18 protein-coding genes and 1 pseudogene are annotated in these 19,847 nt (G+C 75.7%); 13 read left to right on the top strand and 6 right to left on the bottom strand.

Annotated features, from left to right (window positions below; all coding sequences use genetic code 11):
* The first annotated feature begins 31 nt into the window (after positions 1 to 31).
* Complete coding sequence (locus EAO70_RS00935) at positions 32 to 454, top strand: GlcG/HbpS family heme-binding protein (RefSeq protein ID WP_148001128.1); 423 nt, start codon at positions 32 to 34, stop codon at positions 452 to 454.
* Between the two features lie 51 nt (positions 455 to 505).
* On the opposite strand, the gene EAO70_RS00930 is transcribed toward EAO70_RS00935, so the two are convergent.
* From EAO70_RS00930 to EAO70_RS00915, 4 genes are all read right to left on the bottom strand, one after another.
* Positions 506 to 1,027 carry an HD domain-containing protein gene (locus tag EAO70_RS00930; RefSeq protein ID WP_148001127.1) on the bottom strand — a complete coding sequence of 174 codons (522 nt, stop codon included), beginning with the start codon at positions 1,025 to 1,027 and terminating at the stop codon, positions 506 to 508.
* 109 nt (positions 1,028 to 1,136) lie between these two features.
* On the bottom strand, positions 1,137 to 2,321 hold the full coding sequence (locus EAO70_RS00925; protein WP_148001126.1) for an alpha-hydroxy-acid oxidizing protein: 1,185 nt from the start codon (positions 2,319 to 2,321) through the stop codon (positions 1,137 to 1,139).
* A 208-nt stretch (positions 2,322 to 2,529) separates the two neighbouring features.
* Entirely contained in the window at positions 2,530 to 3,594 is a 1,065-nt protein-coding gene (locus EAO70_RS00920; protein WP_261992577.1) for a hypothetical protein, read from the bottom strand.
* A gap of 168 nt (positions 3,595 to 3,762) precedes the next feature.
* Positions 3,763 to 4,473: an NPP1 family protein gene (locus EAO70_RS00915; RefSeq protein ID WP_261992581.1), complete on the bottom strand. Its 711-nt coding sequence runs from the start codon at positions 4,471 to 4,473 to the stop codon at positions 3,763 to 3,765.
* A 234-nt stretch (positions 4,474 to 4,707) separates the two neighbouring features.
* Between EAO70_RS00915 and mgt the strand changes: the two are divergent.
* Positions 4,708 to 5,950 (top strand): annotated as a pseudogene (mgt, locus tag EAO70_RS00910) (macrolide-inactivating glycosyltransferase).
* 144 nt (positions 5,951 to 6,094) lie between these two features.
* Here the strand turns inward: mgt and secD are convergent.
* Together secD and EAO70_RS00900 are read right to left on the bottom strand one after the other, a co-directional pair.
* Positions 6,095 to 8,482: a protein translocase subunit SecD gene (gene secD, locus EAO70_RS00905; RefSeq protein WP_187283665.1), complete on the bottom strand. Its 2,388-nt coding sequence runs from the start codon at positions 8,480 to 8,482 to the stop codon at positions 6,095 to 6,097.
* A gap of 147 nt (positions 8,483 to 8,629) precedes the next feature.
* A complete protein-coding gene (locus EAO70_RS00900) occupies positions 8,630 to 8,902 on the bottom strand; it encodes a hypothetical protein (RefSeq protein ID WP_148001122.1) in 273 nt (90 codons plus the stop codon).
* A gap of 120 nt (positions 8,903 to 9,022) precedes the next feature.
* Between EAO70_RS00900 and EAO70_RS00895 the strand changes: the two genes are divergently transcribed.
* From EAO70_RS00895 to EAO70_RS00840, 11 genes are all read left to right on the top strand, one after another.
* Entirely contained in the window at positions 9,023 to 9,697 is a 675-nt protein-coding gene (locus EAO70_RS00895; protein WP_148001121.1) for a lysophospholipid acyltransferase family protein, read from the top strand.
* Positions 9,698 to 9,843: 146 nt separating this feature from the next.
* Positions 9,844 to 10,590 carry a cupin domain-containing protein gene (locus tag EAO70_RS00890; protein ID WP_148001120.1) on the top strand — a complete coding sequence of 249 codons (747 nt, stop codon included), beginning with the start codon at positions 9,844 to 9,846 and terminating at the stop codon, positions 10,588 to 10,590.
* A complete protein-coding gene (locus EAO70_RS00885; protein ID WP_148001119.1) occupies positions 10,587 to 11,657 on the top strand; it encodes a hypothetical protein in 1,071 nt (356 codons plus the stop codon). The genes EAO70_RS00890 and EAO70_RS00885 overlap by 4 nt, the downstream gene beginning before the upstream one ends.
* Before the next feature lie 107 nt (positions 11,658 to 11,764).
* Positions 11,765 to 12,748 carry a hypothetical protein gene (locus EAO70_RS00880; protein WP_148001118.1) on the top strand — a complete coding sequence of 328 codons (984 nt, stop codon included), beginning with the start codon at positions 11,765 to 11,767 and terminating at the stop codon, positions 12,746 to 12,748.
* Positions 12,745 to 13,278, top strand: coding sequence for a hypothetical protein (locus EAO70_RS00875; RefSeq protein WP_187283664.1), 534 nt, complete (start codon positions 12,745 to 12,747; stop codon positions 13,276 to 13,278). The genes EAO70_RS00880 and EAO70_RS00875 overlap by 4 nt, the downstream gene beginning before the upstream one ends.
* Positions 13,206 to 13,937 (top strand): hypothetical protein, encoded by a 732-nt coding sequence (locus EAO70_RS00865; protein WP_261992576.1) that lies wholly within the window; start codon positions 13,206 to 13,208, stop codon positions 13,935 to 13,937. Before EAO70_RS00875 ends, EAO70_RS00865 begins: the two co-directional genes overlap by 73 nt.
* Positions 13,938 to 13,980: 43 nt before the next feature.
* A complete protein-coding gene (locus tag EAO70_RS00860; RefSeq protein WP_148001117.1) occupies positions 13,981 to 14,529 on the top strand; it encodes a hypothetical protein in 549 nt (182 codons plus the stop codon).
* Positions 14,530 to 14,587: 58 nt separating this feature from the next.
* Complete coding sequence (locus EAO70_RS00855) at positions 14,588 to 16,360, top strand: asparagine synthetase B family protein (protein ID WP_148001116.1); 1,773 nt, start codon at positions 14,588 to 14,590, stop codon at positions 16,358 to 16,360.
* A gap of 33 nt (positions 16,361 to 16,393) precedes the next feature.
* A complete protein-coding gene (locus EAO70_RS00850) occupies positions 16,394 to 17,785 on the top strand; it encodes an aldehyde dehydrogenase family protein (protein ID WP_148001115.1) in 1,392 nt (463 codons plus the stop codon).
* Positions 17,786 to 18,040: 255 nt separating this feature from the next.
* Positions 18,041 to 18,928, top strand: a complete 888-nt coding sequence (locus tag EAO70_RS00845) for an alpha/beta hydrolase family protein (protein WP_148001114.1) — start codon at positions 18,041 to 18,043, stop codon at positions 18,926 to 18,928.
* A gap of 99 nt (positions 18,929 to 19,027) precedes the next feature.
* A partial coding sequence (locus EAO70_RS00840; protein WP_187283663.1) for an AAA family ATPase occupies positions 19,028 to 19,847 on the top strand: 820 nt, incomplete at its 3' end.

Here is a 19,847-nt window from a genome sequence, read left to right as displayed (position 1 = left end):
ATCCCCATCCCCATCCCCCAGGAGAAGTGCCATGACCACCCGCACCGCCGTCGCCCCGCTGACCGCCCAGGACGCCGAGACCCTGCTCTCCGCCGCCCGTGACGCCGCCGAGGCGGCCGGGGTCACCGTCAGCGTCACCGTCCTCGACGCCGGCGGCCACCTCCTCGCCTTCCGCCGCGACGACCGCGCCGTCCTGATCTCCGGCGAGACGAGCACCCGCAAGGCCTACACCGCCCTGCAGCTCGACGCCCCCACCGCCGATCTCGTCGACCTGGTGAAGCCGGACGGCCCCTTCCACTCCCTGTCCACGGCCCTGGACCGCCCCCTCCTCTTCATCGCCGGCGGCGTCCCCGTCCACCGGGACGGCGTCCTCGTCGGCGCGGTCGGGGTCGGCGGCGGCGCACCGGAGCAGGACCACTCCTTCGCGGTCGCCGCCACGGCCTCCCTCGTCTGACGAATCCCCCTCCGTGGAGGGGCGCGGGCGGCACCCGCCGCCCGCGCCCCGCTACGCGGACACGGGGAAGGCGGCCTGGAAGGCGAGTCGCCGGTCGGCGCCGTCGCCGATGCGGCCGAGGAGGTCGTCGAGGACGAGGTACTCCTCCCGTCGTTCGCGGCCCGACGCCTCCGCCAGCCGCGCGAGCAGCAGATCCTCCAGCTCCGGGACGCGCTTGTTCTTCCACACCTTGTCGGCCGTGCTCACCAGCAGGTCTTCGAGCGTCGTGTCCGGAGCGGTCCACGAGGCGTGGGTTTCGGCGAAGCGGGCCAGGTCCGGGCGGAAGCCGTGGGCGAGGAGCAGGTCCCGCCCCGCCTCCTCGTGCCGCGAGCCCGGCCCGGTCAACTCGGCGACGTGGACGGTCTTGCCGATGTCGTGCGTCGCCGCGCCGAAGAGGACGGCCTCGCGGTCCGCGCCGAGGTCCGGACGGTGGTGCTCCAGCCAGTCGACCGGTTGGAGGGCGACGTCGTGGACGGCCCGCAGGTGGGCCGCCGGCCGCGGGGGCGCGGCGAGGGCGGCGAGGAGTTCCGCCACCGGTGCCGGGAGCGGCGCAGCGGCGGATCGGCCGGTGTGTGCAGGGCCCGGAGGAGGGCGTCCGACGGCGTGGCCCGGGCGGGGTTCCGGGGCGTCGCCCCTCCCCCGCTCAATCCCGCGCCCGCGCGCGGACCGGGCGCAGAGCGCCGTCCGCGCGCAGGTCGGCGAGGGTGGGGTAGCCGTCGACGGCCATGATCAGGTCGGCCTCGGCGAGGAGGGCCCGCAGGACGTGCACGATGCCTTCGGTGCCGCCGAGGGCGAGACCGTACGCGTAGGGGCGCCCGATCCCCACGGCCGTGGCGCCGAGCGCGAGGGCCTTGACGGCGTCGGCGCCGCTGCGGACGCCGGAGTCGAAGAGGACCGGGAGTCCGTCGGCGGCGGCGACCACCCCGGGCAGCGCGTCCAGGGCGGGCAGCCCGCCGTTGGCCTGGCGCCCGCCGTGGTTGGAGCAGTAGATGCCGTCCACGYCGCCGTCCCGGGCGCGGCGGACGTCCTCGGGGTGGCAGATGCCCTTGAGGACGATCGGCAGGTCGGTGAGGGAGCGGAGCCAGGCCAGGTCCTCCCAGACCAGGGGCTTGCCGAAGATCCCGACCCACTCCAGGACGGCCGCCCGCGGGTCCTCCTCGGGGCTCTTCGCGAGGCGGGCGCGGAAGACGGGGTCGGAGGTGTAGTTCGCGAGCGCGTGTCCGCGCAGCTGAGGGAAGTTGCCGGTGGCGAGGTCGCGGGGCCGCCAGCCGGTGATCCAGGTGTCCAGTGTGATCACGATGCCCTTGAACCCGGCAGCCCCGGCGCGGTGCACGAGGCTCTCCGCGAGGTCGCGGTCGGTGGGCGTGTACAGCTGGAAGAAGCCGGGCGTGTCGCCGAACTCGGCGGCGACGTCCTCCATCGGGTCGACGGTGAGGGTGGAGGCGATCATCGGCACGCCGGTCCGGGCGGCGGCGCGGGCGGTCGCCAGGTCGCCGTGGCCGTCCTGGGCGCAGAGGCCGATCACCCCGACGGGCGCCATGAACAGCGGGGAGGGCAGTTTCAGCCCGAACAGGTCGACGGACAGGTCGCGCTGGCCCGCGCCGACCATCATGCGCGGTACGAGCCCCCAGTCACGGAAGGCCTCGGCGTTGGCCTCCTGGGTGGACTCGTCGCCCGCGCCGCCCGCCACGTACGACCACAGTGAGGGCGGGAGCGCGGCCCGCGCCCTCGACTCCAGTTCGGCGAAGGTCATCGGCTGGGTGGGCAGGACGCCGAAGAGTCCGTCGAAGTAGATCTCGTGCTGGTAGTCGCCGTAGTGCTGGGGCATGGGGTGACGTATCCCTTCCGTTTCCCGCCGGCGCGCCCGGGTCGCCCGGCCGCGGTCGGCCCCCATCGTGCCCTCCACGCGCGCCCGTGACCATGGAACGGCGGACGGGAACGCACGGGGCACGCGCGGGTGGGTCCGGAGCGGGACGGTGAACGGTGGCCAGGAGCGGGACAGGAAGCCGCGGTCAGGCGCAGGGCGGGAACGGTGGTCAGGAGCGGGACGCGGTCCGGCATCCCTGGTCGGGGCTCCCCGGGGCGTCGCCGGACACCGGCGTGCTCCGGTCGTAGGGGTCGACGGTCTCGCCGCCCGCCCCCTCCTCGGCCGGGCCCCGCGTGCCGAACTCCGGGGCGAACCAGCCGGCGCGGTCGTCGCAGCCGCCGTTGGTCATGTCGACCTTGTACGAGACGAGGGAGAGGGTGCCCGGTGCGGTGACGACCTTCGAGGGGTCGCTCCAGTTCACCACGACCTCGCGCCGGGCGATCGTGCGCACGACCTCGTCGCTGCCGGGCGCGGCCGACACGACCGGGTAGACGTACGTGACGTCGGTGGTCACCTGGAGGGCGCCGCGCTCGCCCTCCCTGAACGTGATCCGCCCCCGGGTCTTGACGACGTCGCCGACCAGGCGCGCGTGGGACGGCTCGAAGCGGCTGAAGAGCAGGAGCGGGTCGTTCTCCTGGGTCGGGGCGGCCGCGAACGCGGCGGCCAGGTAGTCCTTGACGTCCTTCTGGTGCGGGTTGACGAGGGCGATCGCCCGGGTGGGGCGGTCGCCGCGGAGCACCGCCGGGTCCAGGCTGGACGCGACGAGGAAGTCGCGGGTCTGCCGGAGCGCCTTCTCCACCTGCGCCGTGCTCATCCACCCGGTCGCCCGGGCCGGGGGGACGCTGATCCCGGCCGCGCCGTCCGCCCAGCGGGCGGCCGGTGATCCCCTGAACGGCTCGGCCAGTGTGGCGAGTCGGGCCGGTTCCACGGGCGGCGCGCCGGTCGGCCGCTCCGACTCCTGGGCGAGCGGCGTCCCGGACGCTCCGTCGCCGGAGGAGCCGATCACGTCCCACGGGTCGAACGCCGCGACCAGCAGCGCCGCGGCGGCCAGCAGGCCGACCAGGTACCAGCCCCTCCCGCGCCGCCGGGCCGGGGCGGGCGTGTACGTACGCCAACCGACCTCGTCGGCAGGCGCGTTGAGCAGGCGTTCCGTCACCTCACGGGCCCTGGCGGACGGCTCCTCGGGCGCGTCGGGGACCCCTGCCACGGAGTCCTTCAGGAACTGCTCCCACACGTCGTCCGGTATGGACGCATCGCCTCGGTCCCCACGCGGTCCCACGGCCCACTCCTCGTATCGCACCCACCCGACCGGGCGGCCCACCCCCGGGGCCCTCGCATGATCCCATGCCGGAACCGGGGGTGTTGAGGCAGGTCAGGCCCCACCCGGACCCGGTCGGCGCGCTCAGGCGTACGGGTCGAAGGGGATGCCGGCCGGCTTGGCCTCGGCCAGGTGGGGGGCGAAGCTGCCGTCCTTCAGGCCGAACGTCGCGCTGCCGAAGTCGGCCTGGGTGAGCTTGTCACGCAGGCCCGCCGGGTAGCCGTTCCAGCCGACCAGGCCGGGGTACTGCCAGGTGTGCTGGTGGTTCTCGGGCGGCTCGTCGTTGGAGTTGGCGGGGCGGAAGCAGTGGGTGCCGATCCCGTCCTTGTGGTAGACGACCTTCGGGTGGGTGCCGTCCCAGCGGATGGAGTCCCGGCCGTAGGTGTTGAAGTCGCCGTGGGCGGACGTGGAGACGTACTGGGCCTGGTTGTTCTGCACCCAGACCACGACGTGCTCCCAGTCGTGGCGGTGTCCCCCGAGGCCGCTGCCCCAGACGGCCTGGTCCTTCTCGAAGTACAGGCCGTAGAGGATCGCGCACCAGCCGTTGTTGCACTTGGCGCGGGAGTAGCCGTTGGTCTGGGTGAGGTCCCAGGAGTCGCGGCACTGGCCGCTGACGGTGCCGGACGGCTTGAGACCGGCGTTGATCGTGCCGTCGGGTCCGATGGCGGCGGTGGAGTAGCAGCCGTCGGTGTCGTAGTCGTAGGCCGGCTGGAAGGTCTGCTCCAGGGCGTCGGCGTTGGCCGGAAGGGCGGGGGGCGGTGCGGCGAACGCACTGCCGGGCAGGGCGATGGTCATCGTGAGGGCGGCGGCGAGGGCGAGGGCGCCCCTGGTGGCGTACACCTGTGTCTTCACTGTGTCCCCTGGGTCGGACGGCATGATGCGACAGGCCACATCTTGGCATGGACAGATCACCAGGAAGAGGGGCCGGAGCGCCAACCCGGCCGGAATCCACGGCGAACAACGGCACCGCGCCCGCGTGATGGTGACCGCGACTGCACCGGTAGCCACATCCTGGCCACATCCGGAAACTTGCTAGACGAGACGTATCGTCTCATCTACAGTGGGCGTCATGACCACCACCGCGTCCCCCGCGCACATCGCCATGTTCTCCATCGCCGCGCACGGCCACGTGAACCCCAGCCTGGAGGTGATCCGCGAGCTCGTCGCCCGCGGCCACCGCGTCAGTTACGCCGTCCCCGCCTCCTTCGCCGAGAAGGTCGCGGAGACGGGGGCCACGCCCGTCGTCTACACCTCGACCCTGCCGACCGACGACGACCCGGACGCCTGGGGGACCGAACTGATCGACAACCTCGAACCCTTCCTGAGCGATGCCGAGCAGGCCCTCCCCCAGCTCGCGGCCGCCTTCGACGGGGACCGGCCGGACCTCGTCCTCCACGACATCACCTCGTATCCGGCCCGCGTCCTCGCCCACACCTGGGGCGTACCGGCGGTCTCGCTCTGGCCCAACCTCGTGCCGTGGGAGGGGTACGAGGAGGAGGTCGCCGCGCCGATGACCGCCGAGCTCAAGGCCTCGCCGCGCGGCAGGGCCTACTACGCGCGGTTCGAGGCCTGGCTCGCCGAGCACGGGCTCGACACCGACCCGGACAGCTTCGTCGCCCGCCCGCGCCGCGCGCTCGTCCTCATTCCCAGGGCCCTGCAGCCGCAGGCCGACCGGGTCGACGAGTCCGTCTACACCTTCGTCGGCGCCTGCCAGGGCGAGCGCGCCGACCAGGGAGGCTGGGAGCGGCCGACGGAGGCGAAGACCGTCGTCCTGGTCTCCCTCGGGTCCTCGTTCACCAAGCTGCCCGGCTTCTACCGCGACTGCGTGGCGGCCTTCGCCGGCCTCCCCGGCTGGCATGTCGTACTCCAGATCGGGAAGTTCGTGGACCCGGCGGAACTCGGCGACGTCCCCGCCAACGTCGAGGTGCACTCCTGGGTGCCCCAGCTGGCGATCCTCCGGAAGGCCGACGCCTTCGTGACCCACGCGGGCGCGGGAGGCAGCCAGGAGGGACTCGCCACGGGCACGCCCATGGTGGCCGTCCCGCAGGCCGTCGACCAGTTCGGGAACGCCGACATGCTCCAGGCCCTGGGCGTCGCGCGGCACCTGCCCATGGACGAGGTCACCCCGGAGCGGCTGCGGGAGGACCTGCTCGCGCTCCTCGGCGATCCCGAAGTGCCGCGCCGCGCCCGCGAGATCCAGGAGTCGATGGCCCGCGAGGGCGGCACCCGGCAGGCCGCCGACCTCATCGAGGCCGAACTCGCGGGACGGTGACGCCCCGCCCGGAGCCGAGCCGCACCACGGTGAACCGCCCGGAGCCGCGCCCGCCAGAGCAATCGCCCGGCGGGCGCCGCGTTCGTCCCTCGTACGGTGAAGGCCGCACGGTGGCGAAGTGGGCGCCGCCCACCCCCGCCCCGGTCAGACCACCGCGCCCGAGCGGTCGGGGCCGCGGAGACCGGCCGCCCGCCGCGGTCGGCCGGAGCCGCCGTCCGAGGGGGCGGCCGAGGGCGGGTTCCCGGACTCCAGGACCACGGCCAGCGGCATCGCCGTGAACACCGTGGACGCCATGCCGATCACGACCCCGGCGAGCAGGGCGACGGAGAAGTCCGTGAGCGAGTCGCCCCCGAGCACGGCGAGCGCCACCAGGACGAAGAGCGCGCCCATACCCGTGTTGACCGTACGGGGCAGGGTCTGGGCGACGGCCCGGTCGGCGAGGCCGGCGAGTGACACGCCGCCGCCGCGGCGCCGCAGCTCGCGCAGCCGGTCGAGGACCACCACCGAGTCGTTGACCGAGTAGCCGACGACGGTCAGGAGCGCGGCCAGGAAGACGCTGTCGACCGGCTTCCCCAGCCAGGCGAACAGCCCGATCACGAGCAGCACGTCCTGGGCCATGGCCGCCACCGCCGCCGTCGCGTACGTCCAGCGGAACCGCACGGTCAGATAGAGGAGTTGAGCCGCGACCGCGAGGCCGAGGGCGAGCAGGGCGTGGGTGCGCAGCTCGCCGCCGAGGCTGGGGCCGATCAGGTCGTCGCGCTCCACCTCCACCGGTCCCGCGACCCCGGTGAGGGCCTCCTGGATCTCCCGCTGCTCGCCGTCCCCGCTCTCCCGGACGCGTACCGACACGTCGCCGTCGCCGGTCGTCTGCACGACGGCGTCGGGGAAGCCCGCCGTCGCGATCGCCGCCCGCGCCGCGTCCGCGTCGACGGGCCGCTCGGCCGCGTACTGCACGACGCGGCCGCCGGTGAACTCGACGCCGAACTCCAGGCCCCGGACGCCGATTCCGGCGAGGGCGGCCAGCAGGAGTCCGGCGCAGGTGAGCAGCCAGCGGCGGCGGTGGGCCATCAGGCGCGGCACCCGGCGGTTCAGCCGGGCGCGGAGCCGGCCGAGTCCGGCCATGCCGGTGACGGCCGGCCGGCGGCGGACCGCGGGCAGGCGCAGGACCAGGTCGGCGAGGAGGCGAGTGACCACCATCGCGGTGAGGAGCGAGGTCACGACCCCGATCGCGAGGGTGACCCCGAAGCCCTTGACGGGGCCGGTGGCGAAGACGAAGAGGAGACCGGCCGCGAGCAGGGTGGTGACGTGGGAGTCGGCGACGGCGCTCCACACCTTGCCGAACGCCGTGGTCAGCGGGCGCCGCAGGTCCCGGCCGCGGGCGCCCCGGCCCAGGGCCGCGTACTCCTCCCTGGCCCGTTCGAAGACGAGGACGTTCGCGTCGACGGCGATGCCGATGGCGAGGACGAAGCCGGCGAGGCCGGGGAGGGTGAGGGTGGCGCCCAGGGCGACGACGGCGGCGTACGAGATCAGGCCGTAGAGGAGGAGCGCGGCGGTCGCGAGGACGCCGAGGAGGCGGTAGACCGCCATCACGAAGACCCCGGTGCAGGCGAGGCCGATCACCGCGGCCCAGGCGCTGGCGCGGATCGCCTCGGCGCCGAGCGTCGGGCCCACGGTGCTCTGTTCGATCGTGGTCACCGGGACCGGCAGGGCGCCGCCCTGGACGAGGGCCGCGAGGTCGCGGGCGTCCTGGGCGGAGAATCCGCCGGTGATCTGCGCGGACCCGCCGCCGATGCCGGAACCGCAGGGGACGCCCGTCTGCATGGCCGGGGCGGAGACGACACGGTCGTCGAGGACGATCGCGACCCTGCGGGCCGGGTCCCCGGGCGCCGCGCAGGCGGCGTCGCCGGTCAGCGCCGCCCAGGTGTCGGCGGCGCCGTCGCGGAAGACGAGGTCGACGGTCCAGCCGCGGCCGCTCGTGGTGTCGAGGACGGCGTCGGCGCTCCTGACGCCGTCGCCGGTGAGGGAGGGGGCGGCGAGGGCGAGGAAGCGGCCGGGCGCGTCGGGGTCGGCGAGGACGCGCGACGCGCCGCCCTCCCCGCCGGGTCCGGCGGACGCGTCCGGGCCGTCGGCCGGTCCCCGGGCCTCGCCGGTGACGGCGTGGAAGGTGAGCTGGGCCGTCCGGCCGATGACCTCGGCGGCCTGGCGCGGGTCGCGCAGGCCGGGGAGTTCGACGACGATACGGCGCTCGCCGGAGCGGGCGAGCGCGGGCTCCGCGACCCCCAGCCCGTCGACGCGCTTGCGGAGCACCTCCAGGGCGCGGTCGGTGGACGCGGCGTCGGCGCGGGCGACGGGTCCGTCCTCGGTCTGGAGGACGATGCGGGTCCCGCCGCGGAGGTCGAGGCCGAGTCGGGGCGGGGTGGTCAGGGTGACCCAGAGGGACAGGGCGACGACGGCGAGCGCGAGCAGCGCACGCCAGATCGTGGAACGAGACGAACGAGACGAATGAGACGAATGAGACGAACGAGGGGACACAGAGGCTCCAACGGACGGCGCACGACGGTGGCGCGCGCTCCCGTGACGTGGTGGAGCGCGCGCCGGCCGTGCCGGACGTGTGGGTGGATACGCGTCGTGGACCGGTCCGGGAGCATGCCGACGGCCCGGACGGCGACGCGGTGAACGTCAGCTGTGCCGGGTGGAGGGAGGGCCGCGCGGGGCCCGCGGATCGTGGGCCGCGCCGGGCGGCGCACGCTCCCGGCGGGGGTCGCCGGCGAGGACGCCACGGGCCGCCGGGAGGGTGAGGTCGACCGGTCCGGCGGCCGCGCCCGGGGGCGTGACGGGGATCCGTACGGGGTTCTCGACGGCGGCGGGGAGGCGTACGACGGCGGTGGGCGCGACGTGCGGCTCGGGAGCGGAGACGCGAGGGCCGGCGCCGGGGGTCGGGGCGCCCCGCACCCGTACCGCCCCTCGCACCACCCGAGTACCGCAGCTGAGTACCCGTGCTCATGTGGAGCCCGGCCCGTTCTCGCACGATGAGTGGGTCAGCGCCTCGTCCTCGGAGCCAGGGGGCCCCTCGTGCTCAGCCGTCTCGCCGCCCACGTCGTCCCGTTCTTCGGTCGACTGACCGTCACCGCCGACCCCGGGGCCCACCTCGAACCCGGCAGCATCCTGGTCGTGAACCACACCTCGACGGCCGACCCGGCGCTCGTCCTCGCCGCGCTCCGCAAGCGGCTCTCCGTCGAGCCGGTGCTGCTCGCCACCGCCGGGCTGTGGCGGATCCCGCTGCTCGGCCGGGCCCTCACCCGCGAGGGGTACGTGCCCGTCCACCGCGGCTCGGCCCACGCGGCGGCGGCGCTCGACCACGCGGCGGTGGCGCTCGCCTCGGGACGGCACGTGATGCTGTACGCGGAGGGCCGCATCCCGACGCGGCCGGACTCCGGCGAGAACCCGCCGGAGGCCTTCCGCACCGGCCTCGCCCGGCTCGCCGAGGCGACGGGACGTCCGGTCGTGCCGATCGGGCAGGCGGGAGCCCGGCGCATCACCTCCGGCGGGCGGGTCAAGCAGATCGCCGGGGTGCTCACCGCGCCGGTCCGGCGGCCGTGCCTGCACGTCCACATCGGGGCACCGCTGCGACTGCCCTCCGACGTGACGACGGCGACGCAGCTGGCCCATGGTGCCGTCACCGCGGCCTGGCGGACGGCGGCCGGGGCCATCGGCGAGCCCGCGGTGAGGATGCAGCTGCGGGGCTGAGGAGGATCCGGAGGCCCGGCCGGGCGACGGGCGTTCACCCCGGGATCACCCGGGGTCCACCCGGGGGACTCCCGCTGTCGGCAGCCGACGATCTACCATCGGCGGTGGTGCGAGAGCACGCACAACGGGCGTCAGGGGGAGGCGCGATGGCGGCACGACGCGTACGACCGGCACGGGGGCGGGACGGGATACCCGACGAACCGGGCAGGGTGCCGCGGGACCTGCCCGGCGGGGTGGAGCTGTACCACCTGCGGCCGGACGGCGGCATCCTGCTCGCCGACCGGGACGGCAGCCGGGAGCTGGGGCCCGAGCGGGAGTTCCTGCGGTTCATCGACGACGGGCAGTTCGCCCACTACCTGGTGGGGGACGCGGCGACCTCGCCGGAGCGCCCGTCGAACGCCACGGTGAAACTCGGGGTGGTGGGTCCGCGCAGCGCCTTCACCCCGCACGCGCACGGCGGCGAGCACTTCGTCCTGAGCCTCGGCCACGCCTCCTGCGGGCTGTACGACGAGACCCGCGGGCGGGTCGCCGACATCCCGCTCATGCCCGGCATGCTGATCCGGATCCCGGAGATGATGCCGCACTCGTTCGCCAACCGCGGCGACTCCCCGCTGACGATCCTCGCGGCGAACACCGGCTACGGCATCGACCACGAGGACTACGCGATCACCGCGGACGAGGCGGAGCGGCGGGCCGCGGCGCCCGGCGGCTCCCCCTCCGGCGGCCGGACCGCTCTGGCCGCGGACCTCCTCACCGACTACCGGGCCCTGGCCGCCGAACTCCGCGACATCGAGCGGGCCCAGCGGGTCCACGGCATCGCCGCCACCACGGTCCGCGAGCGGCTGGCCGCCCGGCTGCGCCGGGTCGCGGCCGCCCTGGAGGCGGACCGGTGATCTGCCCGCACTGCGAGCGCAACCTGCTCCGCAAGGAGCGCCCCGGCAACCGCTGCGGCCACTGCGGACGCGCCTACGCGCTGGACCCCAAGACCAACCCGCTCCGGCTGAACGACCTCCGGGTCCGCCGCGTCGCCGGCACCCTCACCGACGGCGGACGGATCGGAATCGTCCCCGACCAGCTCTGGTACGCCCTCTCCCGCAAGAGCCTCCGGGGCAGCGAGTACGGGGAGGGCTGCATGGGCACGGCGTTCGTGGTGGCCGGCCTCGTCACCGTCATCGCCTTCTTCGCCGAGGAGCCGTTCCTGCTGATCGGCTCCGCCGCACTGGTCCTCATCGGCCTCGCCCTCGCCGGGGCCCGGGCCCTGGGCGCCGGCCGGGGCCTGCCGCCGGTCGCCCGGGAGTCCTTCCAGGCGCAGGTGCTGTCCCCGTGGCGGTCGGTGTACGGGGCGCCGCCGCCCGGTGTGCTCGACACGGCGCGTCCCACCGCCGGCCCGGCGGGCACGGGCGTGGGCCCGACAGGCGCGGCCGGGGCGACCGCGGTGCTGGTCTGCCCCGATCACGCCGTCGTCGCCTTCCTCGTCGCCGACGGCCTGCCCGCCCGCCACGGCCTCGCCGTGGTGCGGAGCGTCGCCGAAGCCGTGGCCGCGCCGTCGAGCGGGCCGGTGCTCGTCCTCCACGACATCGACGCGGACGGCGAACTCCTCGTCCCGCGCCTCCGCGAGGCCCTGCCGGGCCGGGCGGTCCTCGACGCGGGCCCCCCGCTGCGGACCGTACGGGCACTGCCCCAGGCGGTTCCGTACCGGGACCTCCGGCGCAAGCCGCGCCCGGCGGACCTTCGGCTCCTCGCCAAGCAGGGCGGGTACTCCCCCGAGGAGCTGAAGTGGCTCGGGCAGGGCTGGCGGTTCCCGCTCGTCGGGCTGCCCCCGGCCCGGCTGCTCGCCGTCGTCGACCGGGTCGCCGAGCGGGTGGGGCGCGGGACCGACCCCGACCGGCGACGGGCCGCCGAACTCGGTTTCCTCACCTGGCCCGAGGCGGCCGGACCGGACCCGGTGGGTGGCCGGTGATCTGCCCGCACTGCGCCGAGCAGTTGACGGCCAGGCAGCGGACCGGGCAGCAGTGCGCCCTCTGCCGCCACCGGTTCGCGCTCGAACCGAGGGTCCACGGTCGGGGCATGCACGACCTGCGGATCCGGCGGATCGCCGAACGGGCCACCGACGGCGGTCGGCTGAAGGTCACCGTCACCCAGCTCTGGTACCTCTGCCGGACGTCCTCCTATGTGTGGGACGCGCAGCCCGCACGCGGGATCCGGGCCGGCGTCCGCTGGGCGGTCGCCCTGGGCCTCGCCCTGCCCGCCCTCGCCGTCGGCCTGCGCGTCCAGGGCTGGGCGGCGGCCCTCGGCGTCACCGTCACCGTGATCGCCGTGGTGGTGGCCTCGTCGCTGCGCCACCGCCCGGCGAGCGCCGCCCGGTGGAGCGTCTCCCCCACGGAGTCCGTCTTCCGGCAGCTCATGACGGGCCCGTGGCAGCGCACGTACGGGGAACTGCCACCGGGCGTGGTGGACGACGGCCCGCGGGCCACCGAACCCCGCGCGTCCGCCATCGAACGGCCCCGGGCCGTCCTCCTCTGCACCGATCACGCGGTCGCGGTGTTCCTCCGGGCCAACGACGTCCCGAAGAGGCTGCGGGTGCGGCTCGTCGAGTCCCCGCCTCAGATCGCGCACCTCGCGGACGTGCCGGCCGGGCTCCCCGTGGTCGTGCTCCACGACGCGAGCGCCCTGGGGGCGCTGCTCGCCCCGCTGCTCCGCCTCGCCCGTCCGGGCACGGTCGTGGTGGACGCGGGTCTGCCCGTCACCGCGGTCCGGACCCGCCGGGGAGCGGTCCACCGCGTGTCGGACACGTCCGTGGACGCGGCGGACCTCCGCTCCGTCGCCGGGCTGTCCGAGGCGGACGCCGTGTGGCTGGCGGGCGGCCGCTGGAGCCCGCTCGCCGCGGTCCCGCCGCGCCGACTGGAATGGGCCGTCACCGCGGCCGTGGCACGGGCGCTCGCCGCCCGGCCCGCCGAACTCCGCTCCACCGACGGGTTCCTCACCTGGCCGGCCGAGGCGCCGGCCGGGACCGACGGCCCGTCCTCCACGAAGGAAGCCACGTCCGGATGAGCAAGCGCCCCCTTCCGCCCCCGCGCACCGGCCCGGCCCCGGCGACCGGCGAGACCGCCGGGTCCGGACCGGCCGCCACGGGGCGCGTCCCCGTCGCCCGGGGCCCGGTCGCCCGGGCCGTGGACGGGCTGACCGGCCGGACGATCGCCGCGGCCGCGGCCCGCGCCGCGGAGCCCGGCGGACTGCGCTTCACCGAGCGCCAGTTGTACTACGAGACCTGCCGGGTCCTGAGCCCCGGCGCGGCGCTCCTGCGGCGGCTCCCGGGCACGCCCGCCCCGGTCCTGCGGCTGCCCGTCTTCACCCGTGCCCTGGAGGCGTACGGGCGGGAGAACGTGCCGGGGCTCCTCCCGCCCGTACGCCTCCAGGTGGCGCCTTCGGCCCGCTGGAGGGCGGCGAGCAGCCGGGGGTCGAGCGGAAGCGCGTCCGCGGCGGCGAACACCGGGCAGGCCGCCTCCAGATGGACGTGGTTGGCCAGCAGCATCCCGGCGGTCGCACGGTCCTGGCAGAGCAGCAGCCGGGGCAGTCCGTAGTCGTAGAGGTCGGGCTCGGCGGCCCCCGGCCGCTCCGGCTCCGGGCCGACCCCGGCACCGCGGATCCGGCCGGGGAGCCGGAGCGGCCGGGGGCCGCCGAGCCCGACCTCTACGACTACGGACTGCCCCGGCTGCTGCTCTGCCAGGACCGTGCGACCGCCGGGATGCTGCTGGCCAACCACGTCCATCTGGAGGCGGCCTGCCCGGTGTTCGCCGCCGCGGACGCGCTTCCGCTCGACCCCCGGCTGCTCGCCGCCCTCCAGCGGGCCGAAGGCGCCACCGTGTACGTCCTGCACGACGCGAGTACGACCGGTGCCGCGCTCCCCGCCCTGGTCCGGTCCGGTCTGGGCCCGGCCCCCGGCCTGCGGGTGGTGTCCCTCGGCCTGGTGCCGCGCCACGCGGCCGCCCTGCGGCTGCCCGCCGGCCGCGGTCCCGCGCCCGGTCGCGCCGCACTGGCCGCCCTGCCCGCGGCGCTGCGGACACGGGAGGCCGACTGGCTGGCCGGCGGTCGGTTCGCCGAGCTGGCGGCCGTCCCCCCGGACCGGCTGGTGCGCACCGTGCTCCGTCTGACGCGCGGGCCGCGCCAGCCCCGCGACTCCCTGTGGAGCGGCCTGCGCGGACTGCGCGGCACCGGCTTCATGACCTGGCCCGCCGCGTGACCCGGCCCGGCGCCCCCTCCCACCGACCCGAGGTACGCACACCATGAACCGTCCCGAAGAGATCGGCTACGCGGACGAACTGCTCGCCGACGGCACCGTCCACCGCCGCTACGAGAACGGCCTGGAGGAGTGGCGGCGTCGCGCCTTCGGCCGTCCGCACGTCGTGGACTGGCACGACAACCGCGGCGGCTCCGGCACCGACGAGCTGCTCGGCGACCGCATCATCAAGCGCGCCCTCGCCGACGGCACCGTCACCTACGCGCGGGACATCGGCTACGGCCGGACGCTCTGGGGGCGCGGCGAGCGGGTGCTGGTCAACCGGAGTTCCTTCGGCGGCCGGATGGGCGTCGTCCTCGCCGGTCTCGGCGTGGCCTCCCTCGCCGTGACCGCCGCCCAGCTCCCGCCGCTGAGCCTCTCCCCCGAGCAGGAGGAGGAGCTGCGGCAGCAGCAGGCGCAGGCCCAGCAGTCCGGCGGAGGCGACGGCGGCGGCGGGTCGTCCGACACGGGGTCCGACGGCTCCGGGGACGGGAACGACTGGGACTCCGACTGGGACGGCGACGGGGACGCCTGGAACGACGACGACTTCGGCTGACGGGCTCCCGCCCCTCGGTCCCACCGCACCACCGCACCACCCTCCGAAGGAGCAGTTCGTGGCACGTCTGTGCGCCTGCCTCGCCCCCACCACCGGACAGGCCCGCGCCCACGTGGACGCGATGGGCGCACCCGGCTCCGGCCGGGACCCGGTCGACGTCCCCGGCGCCGCGCTGGCGCTGCTTCCCGGTGAACACGGCCGTGCGGAGGGCCCGTTCACCGCGCACGGGCGGACCGCGGTCGGCGAGGTCACCCTGCACAACCGCCCGGTGCTCCTCGCCGCCCTCGCGGAGCGGGCCGCCCCGCCCCCGCCCGACTGCCCGGACGCCGAACTGCTGCTGCGCTGCTGGGCGCTGCTCGGCGAGGCGGGGGTGGCGCTGGCCGAGGGCATGTTCGTGCTCGCGGTCCTCGACGGCCCCGACCTGGTCCTGATCCGCGACCACGTCGGCGCCCGCACCCTCTTCTACGCGCGGGCCGCCGACACCTGGACGGCCTCCACCTCGCTGCGCGCGCTGCGCCGCTGGCCGGCGCTGGGCACCTCGATGAACCTGTCGGGGGTGCGCTCCTTCCTCACCTTCGCCTATCTGCCCGGCGAGGAGACCCTGTTGACCGGCGTACGGGAGGTGCTGCCCGGCAGGGTGCTGCGGCTGCACCGGGACGGCACGTCCAGCGAGTCCGTGCACTGGGAGCCCCGGGAGCGGATCGAGGGGCCGCCCGCGGATCCGACCGGCCATGTCCTGGAGCTGCGGGGCCTGTTGGAGCGGGCCACGGCGAACCGGCTGCCCGCCGCCGAGCCGGCCGCGGTGCTGCTCTCGGGCGGTGTCGACAGTTCCCTGGTCACGGCCCTGGCGGCGAAGCTCCACGGCCACCCGGTGCACACGTACTCGATCAGCTTCGGCGACGACCTGCCGAACGAGCTGGGCTACTCGGGCCTGGTGGCCGCGCACTGCCGCACCCGCCACCGGGTTCTGGACGTCTCCGGCGCGGCCGTGGCCGCCCGTCTCGCCGAGGCCGCCGCGCTGCTCGACAGCCCCGTCGGCGACCCGCTGACCGTGCCGAACCTGATGCTCGCCGAGGCCGTGGCCGCGGACGGCGCCTCCGTCGTCCTCAACGGCGAGGGCGGGGACCCCGTCTTCGGCGGGCCGAAGAACCTGCCCATGCTGGTCCAGGAGATGCACCGGACCCCCGGGGCGCCGTGGGACGAGGACCGGGCGACCGCGTACCTGCGCTCGTACCGCAAGTGCTGGACGGATCTGCCGGACCTGCTGACGGCGCCGGCGCTCGACGCCCTGCGGGACGCGCCTCCCCTGGAGCGGCACGTGGCGCCCTATCTGACGGCCGAGGGCGGCAGCCCGTACCGGATGGGGCACCTCCTCAACCAGCTGCTCCACTGCAACCTGCGGACCAAGGGCGCCCATCACATCCTCACCAAGGTGGAGCGGCTGACGTCCTCCCAGGGGGTGGAGGGCCGGTCCCCGCTCTTCGACCGGGCGGTCGTCGACCACGCGTTCGCGACCCCGCCGTCGTTCAAGCTCCGCGGCACGGCCGAGAAGTGGATCCTCAAGGAGGCCGTGCGGGACCTCCTCCCGGGCACCGTGGTCGACCGGCCCAAGAGCGGGATGCGGGTCCCGGTGCAGCAGTGGCTGACGGGTCCGCTCCGCGAGCTCGGCGAGGACCTGCTCCTCGGGCCGACGTCCCGGCGGCGCGGGCTGTTCCGGCCGGAGACCGTCCGGGCCTGGCTGCGGGGCGAGGGCGCGCTGCTGCCCCGGCAGGGCGGCAAGCTGTGGCTGGTGCTCACCCTGGAGCTCTGGCTGCGCTCGTACGACGTCTGAACCCGCACCACCCGAAGGACGAGAGGCACCCGTATGACCAGCGACGCCCGTACGACCCGTGGGACGGACGGCTCCCCCGCCGAGTCCGCGCTGACCGACCCCCGCACGGGGGCGCCGAGGGGGACGGCCGTGCTGTCCCGGCTGCCCGAGGTCCGGTCCGCCGTGGCCGGCGCGCGGGCCGCCCTGCCCGGCTGGAGCGCCCTGACCCCCAAGGAGCGGGGCCGGCGCCTGGACCGGCTCGCCGGCCTCGTCGAGGAGCACGCGGCGGAGTACGGGGCCCGCGAGGCGGCCGGGACGGGCAAGCCCGAGGCGGAGACGGCGGGCGAGATCGAGCAGGTCGCTGACCTGTTCCGGTTCTTCGCCACGGCCGCCCGGACCCGTACCGCGCCGGCCGCGGGCCGGCTGGTGGCCGGCCACGAGAGCTGGGTGCGCTGGGAGCCGGTCGGGGTGGTGGGCGTGGTCGTGCCGTGGAACTACCCGCTGCTGATGGCGGCCTGGCGGTGTGCGCCGGCTCTGGCGGCCGGGAACACGGTGGTGGCGAAGCCCGCCGAGACCACCCCGGACGGCCTGTTGCTCCTCGCGGAGCACGCCGCGCTCGCCCTGGGCCCCGAGGTGCTCGTCCCCCTCCCCGGCGACCGGGAGACGGGGAGGCTGCTCGTGGAGTCCGCGGTGGACATGGTGGCGTTCACGGGCAGCGGCCGGGCGGGGGCCGACGTCGCGGTCCGGGCCGGGACCCGGCGGGTGAGCCTGGAGCTGGGCGGGAACGCGCCGGCGATCGTCCTCCCGGACGCGCCCGCCGACACGTGGGAGTCGCTCGCGCGGGCCGTCACGTACAACGCCGGGCAGAGCTGCGCGGCCCCGGCGCGGGTCATCACGCTGCCGGACAACTACGAGGCGGCCGTCGGGGGCCTGACGGCGGCGATGGGCGGGCGGCTGGCCGGCCGGGACTTCGGTCCGCTCAACAACCCCGAGCAGGCCGAGCGGTACGACCGTCTGGTCGCGGCGTCCGGCGCCAAGCGGAGCCTGGCCGCGGGCATCGCCCCCGCCCCGGGCGAGGAGGCGGGGCTCTGGCGGCCGGCCCGGGTGCTCGCCGACCTCCCGGACGACGACCCGGCGGTCACCGAGGAGGTGTTCGGCCCCCTCCTCACCGTCCAGCGGGCCGAGTCGCCGGCGGCCGCCCTGGCCCTGGCGAACGGCGTCCCGCAGGCGCTGGCSGCCAGCGCCTGGACCACCGACCTGGCGGCCGGTCTGGAACTGACCGCCGCCCTGGACGCGGGCGAGACCTGGGTCAACTGCCACCTCGTGCAGACGGCGGAACTCCCGCACGGCGGACGCGGCGCGTCGGGCCACGGCACCGATCTGAGCACGCTGGCCCTCCAGGAGTACCAGCGTCCGAAGACGGTGACGGTCCGGCTGCGGGGGTAGGGCAGCCGGCCGCGGGTCAGGGCCGGCGATCGCCCCGTCGCCCTGCTCCCCGTGGTCCCGAGGTCCTTTCGCCTTCGAGCGCGCCCCGGGACGGGAGCGGGCCGGGGTCGGGCCGCCGTGTCCGGAGAAGGCCGGTGGTTCTGCCGATGCCTCCGGGTCGGGAAGCCCGGACAGTGGCCGGGCCAGATCACGGCACGGCCACCGCCCGGACGCTCGGGCGGCGGCCGCCCCACGACACGAGAGGACGACTCCGTCGTGACACGACACCTCGGCGCGGCCACGGCCGCCGCCTGCCTGACCCTGCTGCTCGCCCCCGGCGCCCAGGCCGCCGGCTCCGCACCCGCGGGCAGCGCCGCCGCCAATCCGTACGAGCGCGGCCCGGCTCCCACCCAGAGCAGCGTCGAGGCCCTGCGCGGCCCGTACGCCGTCGGCGAGACCTCCGTCTCCTCGCTCGCCGTCAGCGGCTTCGGCGGCGGAACCGTCTACTATCCGACGTCCACGAGTGACGGCACCTTCGGCGCGGTGGTGATCTCGCCGGGGTTCACCGCCTACCAGTCCTCCATCGCGTGGCTCGGTCCGCGGCTGGCCTCGCAGGGCTTCGTGGTCTTCACCATCGACACCCTCACCACGGTCGACCAACCCGACAGCCGGGGACGGCAACTCCTCGCGGCCCTCGACTACCTGACCCAGCGCAGCTCGGTGCGGGGCCGCGTCGACGCGCGCCGACTCGGTGTGATGGGGCACTCGATGGGCGGCGGCGGCACCCTCGAAGCGGCCAAGAGCCGCCCTTCGCTGAAGGCGGCGGTCCCGCTCACCGCGTGGAACACGGACAAGACCTGGCCGGAGATCACCACGCCCACTCTCGTCATCGGCGCCGACGGCGACACGATCGCCCCCGTCGCCACCCACTCCGAGCCGTTCTACGAGAGCCTGCCCGGCTCCCTCGACAAGGCGTACCTGGAGCTCAACGGCGCCACTCACTTCACCCCGAACTCCTCGAACACGACGATCGCGAAGTACAGCCTGTCCTGGCTGAAGCGCTTCATCGACGACGACACCCGCTACGAGCAGTTCCTGTGTCCGCTGCCGCGGCCGAGTCTGACGATCGACGAGTACCGGGGCACCTGCCCCCTCGGTTCCTGACGCTCTGTGCACCGTCACAGAGCCCGGTTCCCGGGTCTGGGCAGCGGCCCAGACCCGGGAGCCTTCCGCCGCCCCCCACGGGTCGGTAGCGTGACCGCCGTGAGCGCAACGACGCACACCACCGGCTCGCGGCTGTACGACCGTGCGGCCGAACTGGCCGCCCTGGACCGTCTGTCGGCCGGCGTCACGGCCGGACGAGGCGGCGTCCTGTTCGTCACGGGCAGCCCCGGCGAGGGGCGCACCGCCCTCCTGTCGCGGGCGGCGCAGGACTTTCCCGGTACGGCCCACCGGGTCGCCGCTCCCCACCACCGCGGCCCCTGGAGCGCCGCGCGGGCGCTGTTCGCGGAGCTCGCCCCCACCCCGGCCGCGGGCCGCCGGGCGCTGCGGGTCGCTCGGGGGGAGGGCGGACTCGCCCGCGCTGTCGCCGCCCTCGTCGCCGGGGAGAAGGCCGTACTGATCTGTCTGGACGACCTCCACCTGTGGGACGCACACTCACGGGCCGCTCTGGCGGCCGCCTGGCAGGAGGCCCGCGGCCGACCGGACCGGACGGGGTGGCTGGTGGCGGCCGCACGCCACCACCGGCTCCCCGCGGTGCCCGGGGCGGAGACGGTGCGGCTGGGCAGGCTGACCGCGGCCGGGGCGCGGGCGCTGCTCGCCGACCTGTGCCCGGTGGTCGCCCCCGCGGGGCCGGTCGGGGAGCGGCTGCTCGACGAGGCCGCGGGACATCCCGGTGTCCTGGCCGCGACGGTGCGCCGGCTGACCCCGTCCCAGCTGGCGGGGGCACTGCCGCTGCCGCGGCCCGCGGTCGACGACTCGGTGCTCCTCGAGGTGTACGGGGGTCTCCTGGCTCGGTTCCCCGCCGCGTCCCGCCGTCTGCTCGGCACGGTCGCGGTGACGGCTCTGACGGGCCGGACCGGGT

Origin of the sequence: Streptomyces sp. adm13(2018) (assembly GCF_008042145.1) — a bacterium.
Taxonomy (GTDB): Bacteria; Actinomycetota; Actinomycetes; order Streptomycetales; family Streptomycetaceae; genus Streptomyces.
Note: the sequence above shows the minus strand (reverse complement) of the source record. Positions and strands in the feature narration are given on the sequence as shown.

Excerpts from the sequence above, each read along its gene's own strand:
- EAO70_RS00935 (WP_148001128.1), top strand. The coding sequence starts at position 32 with ATGACCACCCGCACCGCCGTCGCCCCGCTGACCGCCCAGGACGCCGAG.
- EAO70_RS00860 (WP_148001117.1), top strand. The coding sequence starts at position 13,981 with ATGAACCGTCCCGAAGAGATCGGCTACGCGGACGAACTGCTCGCCGAC.
- EAO70_RS00880 (WP_148001118.1), top strand. The coding sequence starts at position 11,765 with ATGCACGACCTGCGGATCCGGCGGATCGCCGAACGGGCCACCGACGGC.
- EAO70_RS00915 (WP_261992581.1), bottom strand. The coding sequence starts at position 4,473 with ATGACCATCGCCCTGCCCGGCAGTGCGTTCGCCGCACCGCCCCCCGCC.
- EAO70_RS00865 (WP_261992576.1), top strand. The coding sequence starts at position 13,206 with ATGGACGTGGTTGGCCAGCAGCATCCCGGCGGTCGCACGGTCCTGGCA.
- EAO70_RS00890 (WP_148001120.1), top strand. The coding sequence starts at position 9,844 with ATGGCGGCACGACGCGTACGACCGGCACGGGGGCGGGACGGGATACCC.
- EAO70_RS00875 (WP_187283664.1), top strand. The coding sequence starts at position 12,745 with ATGAGCAAGCGCCCCCTTCCGCCCCCGCGCACCGGCCCGGCCCCGGCG.